This is a genomic window from Flavobacterium sp., assembly GCF_028712645.1.
GTDB lineage: Bacteria > Bacteroidota > Bacteroidia > Flavobacteriales > Flavobacteriaceae > Flavobacterium.
In genome coordinates this window covers 1-6,858 of record NZ_JAQTPQ010000194.1, presented here as the reverse complement: position 1 = coordinate 6,858, position 6,858 = coordinate 1, and the positions used below count along the sequence as shown (strand labels likewise).

General features: G+C 32.5%; 7 protein-coding genes. 6 read left to right on the top strand and 1 reads right to left on the bottom strand.

All coding sequences use genetic code 11. The annotated features are described in order from the left end of the window. Positions 1–154 precede the first annotated feature (154 nt). From PHC28_RS13700 to PHC28_RS13680, 5 genes are all read left to right on the top strand, one after another. The gene (locus tag PHC28_RS13700; RefSeq protein WP_300101668.1) at positions 155–658 is read left to right on the top strand and encodes a hypothetical protein; all 504 of its coding nucleotides are present in this window, start codon (positions 155–157) and stop codon (positions 656–658) included. A gap of 19 nt (positions 659–677) precedes the next feature. Then, the gene (locus tag PHC28_RS13695; protein WP_300101666.1) at positions 678–1,628 is read left to right on the top strand and encodes a PhoH family protein; all 951 of its coding nucleotides are present in this window, start codon (positions 678–680) and stop codon (positions 1,626–1,628) included. A 203-nt stretch (positions 1,629–1,831) separates the two neighbouring features. Then, positions 1,832–2,647: an SDR family NAD(P)-dependent oxidoreductase gene (locus PHC28_RS13690; protein WP_300101663.1), complete on the top strand. Its 816-nt coding sequence runs from the start codon at positions 1,832–1,834 to the stop codon at positions 2,645–2,647. A gap of 103 nt (positions 2,648–2,750) precedes the next feature. Then, positions 2,751–3,563 (top strand): Cof-type HAD-IIB family hydrolase, encoded by an 813-nt coding sequence (locus PHC28_RS13685; RefSeq protein WP_300101661.1) that lies wholly within the window; start codon positions 2,751–2,753, stop codon positions 3,561–3,563. Between the two features lie 90 nt (positions 3,564–3,653). Further along, complete coding sequence (locus tag PHC28_RS13680; protein ID WP_300101658.1) at positions 3,654–4,607, top strand: phosphoribosylaminoimidazolesuccinocarboxamide synthase; 954 nt, start codon at positions 3,654–3,656, stop codon at positions 4,605–4,607. A gap of 114 nt (positions 4,608–4,721) precedes the next feature. Here PHC28_RS13680 and PHC28_RS13675 read toward each other — a convergent pair whose 3' ends face one another. After that, a complete protein-coding gene (locus PHC28_RS13675; protein WP_300101655.1) occupies positions 4,722–5,810 on the bottom strand; it encodes a M42 family metallopeptidase in 1,089 nt (362 codons plus the stop codon). Positions 5,811–5,896: 86 nt separating this feature from the next. On the opposite strand from PHC28_RS13675, the gene PHC28_RS13670 reads away from it, so the two are divergent. Continuing rightward, positions 5,897–6,568, top strand: coding sequence for a DUF4294 domain-containing protein (locus PHC28_RS13670; protein ID WP_300101652.1), 672 nt, complete (start codon positions 5,897–5,899; stop codon positions 6,566–6,568). The last annotated feature ends 290 nt before the right edge of the window (positions 6,569–6,858 follow it).

Sequence of the window (6,858 nt, the reverse complement as noted above, 5' to 3'; positions counted from 1 at the left end):
CTTTCAAGCCGTAATCGGTGGTAAGGGTAATTATTGACATAAAATTGTTTATAAATAAAAAGCGAATGCAAGCTAAAACTCATTAAATTTGAGAAATGCAAAGCTAAAGTATTTTCGGCTTTATTTAATTAGAATTTAAAAACAAAACCCATTTATGATTAAACAATTAGTTATCCTGTTTTTTTTCGTTTGTAGTTTACAATCGTTTTCTCAAAAATTAGTTTATAAGTCTAATGGTACTATTTTAAATTCCGAAAATCAAAAAATTTCTCCAGACCAAGTCAGGGAATTATTAGCAAATAGCGAAAAATTATTGGCTGATTATAATGCTGGAAGGACAAAGAAAACTATTGGGAATATTTTACTAATAGGGGGATTTGGCTTATTAACTACTGATGTATTAGTTGGCGCAAGTACTGATGGAAATACGACAGTTTCAGGTAATACGATACAATCGGACAGAAACTATCCTTCTGCATTAACTTATGTCGGATTAGCGGCTTTAGTAGTGGCAATTCCCGTCAAGATAGGCTTTTCGAAGAAGATTAAAAATGTTGTAACAGATTATAACAATCAATTGACGACAGGATACAATAAACCAAAACTAGATATAATTACCAATTCAAATGGACTTGGATTGCGATTTACCTTAAATTAATAACTTAAAACTACCGCTTTTGAACGAAAGAATCATCGAGCTCATAGACATCGCTCCAAAAGATTTTTGGGGTGCTCAAGACTCTCATCTTGAAACAATTAAAAAGTACTATCCCAAATTGAAGATTGTTGCCAGAGGTACAACTCTGAAGGCTTTTGGTGAAAAAGAAGTGCTAGATGAATTCGAAAATCGCTTTAATCGCTTGATGCTTCACTTTACACGATACAACAATATCGACGACAATGTTATCGAACGTGTTATTCAAAGTACAGCCCAAGATGATGTTAAAACGTTTGGTAACGATAAAATTTTAGTTCACGGAGTTGGCGGGAAAATCATTAAAGCAATGACGCCCAACCAACAATTGTTGGTTGATACGATGAACAAAAATGATATGGTTTTTGCTGTTGGTCCAGCTGGAACTGGAAAAACATACACTGGAGTTGCTATGGCGGTAAAAGCATTGAAAGAAAAACAAGTTAAAAGAATAATTTTAACTCGTCCGGCAGTTGAAGCAGGTGAAAATCTCGGTTTTCTTCCTGGAGATATGAAGGAAAAACTAGATCCGTATATGCAACCTTTGTATGACGCTTTGCGCGATATGTTACCTAACGAAAAACTCGAGGATTATATTTTGAAGGGAATTATACAGATTGCTCCATTGGCATTTATGCGAGGAAGAACCTTGGACAATGCCTTCGTAATTCTCGATGAAGCGCAGAATACAACCCATTCCCAAATGAAAATGTTTCTGACTCGTATGGGAAAAAGCGCCAAGTTTATGATTACCGGTGATCCGGGTCAAGTCGATTTACCTCGAAGAACAATTTCTGGACTGAAAGAAGCTATTTTGGTTTTGAAAGATGTAGAAGGAATTGGAATTATTTATTTAGATGATAAAGATATTGTACGTCACCGCTTAGTTAAAAAAGTTATTGATGCTTATAAAATGATTGAGAATCACGATTAAGTTTTTAATTTTATTCTAAATTATATCAAGTTAAGAGTATGTTTTAAAAGATTTTATGTAATTTTCGCAATTATTACTTGAAAATGCGACCCCAATTGGGGTCGCATTTTTTAAAGAAAACAACAATCATTAGAAAAATTAATTTCTAGAACCATTTTTTGACACTTTAAAATAGAATCCAAAACGACATTTAAATAAATAGATTGAAGAATATAATTATAACAGGAGCTTCAGGAGGATTAGGTAAAGAAATTGCAATTCATTTTTCTAAAAATGGCTGGAATGTCATCGCAACAATGATTTGTATTAAAGAAGCCGATGTTTTTAAAGACATTCCCAATATTAAATGCTATGAACTAAATGTAACCTCTCAAGAAAGTATTGAAAAGGCTAAAACTGCCATTCTCAACGATTTCAAATCAATTGATTTAGTTATTAATAATGCTGGAGTTGGTTATCGAAGTTTTGTAGAATTATCTGAAGATTCTAAAATCGATGCCATTGTTAATGTCAATTGGCTTGGAGTAGTAAAAGTTTGCCGAGCATTTATACCTCATTTTCGGGAACAAAAGAAAGGGCAATTTATTAATATTTCGTCTATTGCTGGTTTGGTAAATTTACCTTTGGGGAGTTTTTATCACGCTACAAAAAAGGCGGTCGAAAGTTTTTCAGAATGTATGGCTTATGAGTTAATGGATTTTAATATTAGTGTGTGTACGGTTCAATTTGGCAATGCGCCAACAAATTTTCAGAAGAACGTTACTAAATGCGAAACGATTTCCATTGATTCTTACAATGTGATGATGGATAGCATTAACAATATAATGGATGAAAAAACGAATGATAATCATCAGTTAACCGATGCAATAGTTGAAAAATTGTATAAAATTGCCGAAAATCCCTCTAGAAAATTCAGGCGTTATTCTATAGGTTTTGATGCTCACTTGATGAAATATTTACGAAAATTTTTAGGTTACAAATTGTTTAATATCTTGATTAGAAAGTATGTTTTAAAATAAACTATATTTTTTTATAGATGATAATTATAAATGTATCCTATTTTTTTCTTTGTTCCAAAATAGGAAATAAAGTAAATTTGTTACTGTTAAATAGAAATTTAAAATGACCAATAAAGAAAGTATCAAAGTTATAATAAGTGATTTAGACGGCACTTTACTCAATGCTGAACATAAAATTTCCGATTATACTAAATCTGTTTTTCAACAACTTCACCAAGAAAATTATCTGATAATTGTCGCAACAGGTCGGCATCATCTCGACGCATTTCCAATTGTTGAAAGTTTAGGTTGTCCGGTTTACTTGGTAACTTCAAATGGGGCTCGTATTCATTCGCCAAAAAAAGAATTGCTTTTTTCTTTCGATATAAAAAGTGACGCCATAAAATCTGTTTTGGCATTAGAAATCGACTCTGAATTTACTACCGTAGTTTTTAGAGAAGAAGTTTGGCAAACCAATAAAGACAATGAAAAGCTCAACAGTTTTCAAACGGAAATGAATTATCCTCCCGAAATAGTCGATTTTAGTGCTATTGAAGATTTAAGCGCTATAAAATTATTTTTTACGCATAACGATCATCATAAATTAGTTGAATTAAAAGATAGAATTTTGGTAAATCATTCAGATGATTTTCATTACGCTTTTAGTCTTCCATTTTGTTTGGAATTTATGGATAAATCAGTTGATAAAAGTGTAGCTATTTTGAAAATATTGGAAAAAGAGAATTTTTCTTTTGAGCAATCTATATCTTTTGGAGATGGTTTCAATGACGAAAAAATGCTTTTGGCTACTGGGAAAGCATTGATTATGGAAAATGCAGTCGAAGCATTGAAAAGCAAACTCTCTCATCTTGAAGTGATTCCTTCAAATGATAATGATGGTGTGGCAAAATATTTATCAAAAATGCTTTTGTCTTAGTTCAAATTGAAAAAATAAATCTAAATAGATTTCGTGCATTTTACCTTAAAAATATTACTAAATTTGCATTCATAAATCAACACAACAACAATGAACACAATAACTACAACTAATTTTAATTTTCCTGGTCAAAAATCAGTATATCGAGGCAAAGTAAGGGAAGTTTATAATATCAATGACGAGCTTTTAGTAATGGTTGCCACAGATAGGCTTTCGGCTTTTGATGTGGTTTTGCCAAAAGGAATTCCTTATAAAGGTCAAATCCTAAACCAAATTGCTACCAAATTTATGGAGCTTACTCAAGATATTGTTCCCAATTGGTTAATAGCAACTCCAGATCCAAATGTGGCAGTCGGGCATTTATGTGAACCATTCAAAGTAGAAATGGTGATTCGTGGATATGTTTCAGGCCACGCTGCTCGTGAATATGCAGCAGGAAAAAGAGAAATATGTGGCGTTGCAATGCCGGAAGGATTAAAAGAAAACGACAAATTTCCAACTCCAATAATTACACCAACAACAAAAGCAGAGAATGGTTCCCACGATGAAGATATTTCACGTGAAGCTATTTTATCAAAAGGAATTGTTACTGAAGAAGATTATTTGGTTTTAGAAAAATATACCAGAGCATTATTTCAAAGAGGAACAGAAATTGCGGCTAGTCGCGGATTAATTTTAGTGGATACCAAATATGAATTTGGTAAAACCAAAGAAGGCGTTATTGTTCTTATTGACGAAATTCATACTCCTGATTCTTCACGTTATTTCTATTCTGATGGTTATCAGGAAAGACAAGATAGGGGAGAAGAACAAAAACAATTGTCAAAAGAATTTGTTCGCCGTTGGTTAATCGAAAATGGTTTTCAAGGTCAAGATGGACAACAAATTCCAGATATGACTGATGAATATATAGAAACCGTTTCCGAAAGATATATCGAATTGTACGAGAATATTTTGGGAGAAAAATTCGTAAAAGCAGATGTTTCTAATATTTATGACCGAATCGAAAAGAACGTTTTGGTATATTTGGAAGGTAGAAAATAGAGTTTTTTAGCTATTAATTAAAAAACGCAATTCAAATTTTGAATTGCGTTTTTTTTTTAGATCTGATATAAGTGAAAATTCCATACTTTATAGCGCGATTAGCTCCTGAAAATTTTATTTAAAATAAGAAAAAGTTTCGTTGTTTTCCATCTTCAATAAAGTTTCATAAATCAGTTTTATCACATTTTCAACATCTTCGCGATGAACCATTTCGACAGTTGTGTGCATATATCTCAAAGGCAACGAAATCAATGCTGAAGCCACACCACCATTGCTATAAGCAAAAGCATCAGTGTCAGTTCCAGTAACTCTCGACGAAGCTAATCGCTGAAATGGAATTTTCTTGTCATCAGCTGTATCTATGATAAGTTCTCTCAAATTATTCTGAACAGCTGGAGCATAAGTAATTACAGGTCCTTTACCTATTTTTATTTCTCCTTCAATTTTCTTTTCAATCATTGGAGTAGTTGAGTCGTGGCAAACATCGGTTATGATGGCAACGTTAGGTTTGATGGTTTTGGTAATCATTTCGGCACCACGAAGCCCCACTTCTTCCTGAACGGAATTGGTAACATACAATCCAAAAGGTAATTTTACTTTGTTTTCGTGAAGCAATCGTGCTACTTCAGCAATCATAAATCCCCCCATTCTATTATCGATGGCACGACAAACAAATTTATTTTCGTTAAGAACTATAAATTCGTCGGGATAGGTAATCACGCAACCTACGTGAACTCCCAATGCATCAACTTCTTCTTTTTTAGAACAACCTATATCAATGAATAAATTGTCTATTTTTGGAGTTTCTTCTTTACTGCGATTACGAGTGTGAATAGCTGGCCATCCAAAAACACCTTTCACGATTCCTTTTTTGGTATGAATATTTACTCTTTTTGAAGGAGCAATTTGATGATCGGAACCTCCATTTCTAATGACATAAATTAGCCCATCATCTGTAATATAGTTTACATACCAGGAAATTTCGTCGGCGTGTCCTTCAATTACAACCTTATAAGGTAAGTCAGGGTTAATGATTCCAACGGCAGTTCCGTATGTATCCGTAATGAAAGTATCCACATAAGGTTTTACATATTCCATCCACATTTTTTGCCCAGAACTTTCATAACCCGTAGGCGATGCATTGTTTAAATAGTTTTCTAAAAAGGTAAGGGACGACTTGTTTAATATTGATTCAGTGCTCATAAAATTATTTTTTTGCTAAATTATAAATTTGGCATTACAGTTGTGCATATAATGTATAATTTTGTAACATAAAATTTTCCCAAAAAATGAAGATTATCAAATTTCTATTGTTTTTTCTTTTCATATCAATGCCAGTCAATGCACAAGTCATTCAAAAAGACACCACTAAAATGGGTTATGTCTTGACTGAAAACGATACTATACTTAGTGATACTATTCATTTAGAGGAAATAATAATATACAAAGGAAAGCTTGATCCCGAAGCTCAAAAGCAATTTCAAATCCTTCGCAATCGTGTTTACGTTACTTATCCTTATGCGAAATTAGCCTCAGAGCGATTAACTTCATTGAATAGGGGAATGGCAAGTCTCAAGACAAGTAAGGAAAAAAAGAAATATTTCAAGATTGTCGAAGATTACCTTTCCAATGAATTTGAAGCCAAACTCAAAAAACTCTCTCGGAAACAAGGACAAATATTAGTCAAGTTGATACATCGTCAAACAGGTATAACTACTTATGACCTAGTTAAAAACCTTAAAAGCGGTTGGAAAGCCTTTTGGTCAAACACAACAGCCAGAATGTTTGACATCAATATGAAAACACAATACTTGCCCTATGAATCTAATGAAGATTATTTGATTGAAACCATTTTAGTGCGCGCATTCGATTCAGGGCGATTAATAAATCAACCCCCAGCCAATCCCATAGATTATAATGATCTTAATAATTTTTGGATAACTAAAGCCGAAAATAAATAACAGTTGTTTTAAAAAGTATGTTTTCTAACCTTATCTTTCTAATTAACTGCAAATCCCTGAATTTACAATCCGATTTTTTAATTTAAACCTTACAATTAGTGTTTTATTCCTGCATTTAAAAATAAATAGCCCGTTTGATGTAAAAAAAATATTTACTCAAAACACACATCATCAACGTATTAAAAAATACTTCAAAAATACTTTACTAAAAGACTTGTAAAACTGAATAAACGTATTACTTTTGCACCCGCAATGAAATGCACGTTCTTAAAAAAAGTATTGAAAAAAAA

Excerpts from the sequence above, each read along its gene's own strand:
- PHC28_RS13700 (WP_300101668.1), top strand. The coding sequence starts at position 155 with ATGATTAAACAATTAGTTATCCTGTTTTTTTTCGTTTGTAGTTTACAA.
- PHC28_RS13685 (WP_300101661.1), top strand. The coding sequence starts at position 2,751 with ATGACCAATAAAGAAAGTATCAAAGTTATAATAAGTGATTTAGACGGC.
- PHC28_RS13680 (WP_300101658.1), top strand. The coding sequence starts at position 3,654 with ATGAACACAATAACTACAACTAATTTTAATTTTCCTGGTCAAAAATCA.
- PHC28_RS13675 (WP_300101655.1), bottom strand. The coding sequence starts at position 5,810 with ATGAGCACTGAATCAATATTAAACAAGTCGTCCCTTACCTTTTTAGAA.
- PHC28_RS13670 (WP_300101652.1), top strand. The coding sequence starts at position 5,897 with ATGAAGATTATCAAATTTCTATTGTTTTTTCTTTTCATATCAATGCCA.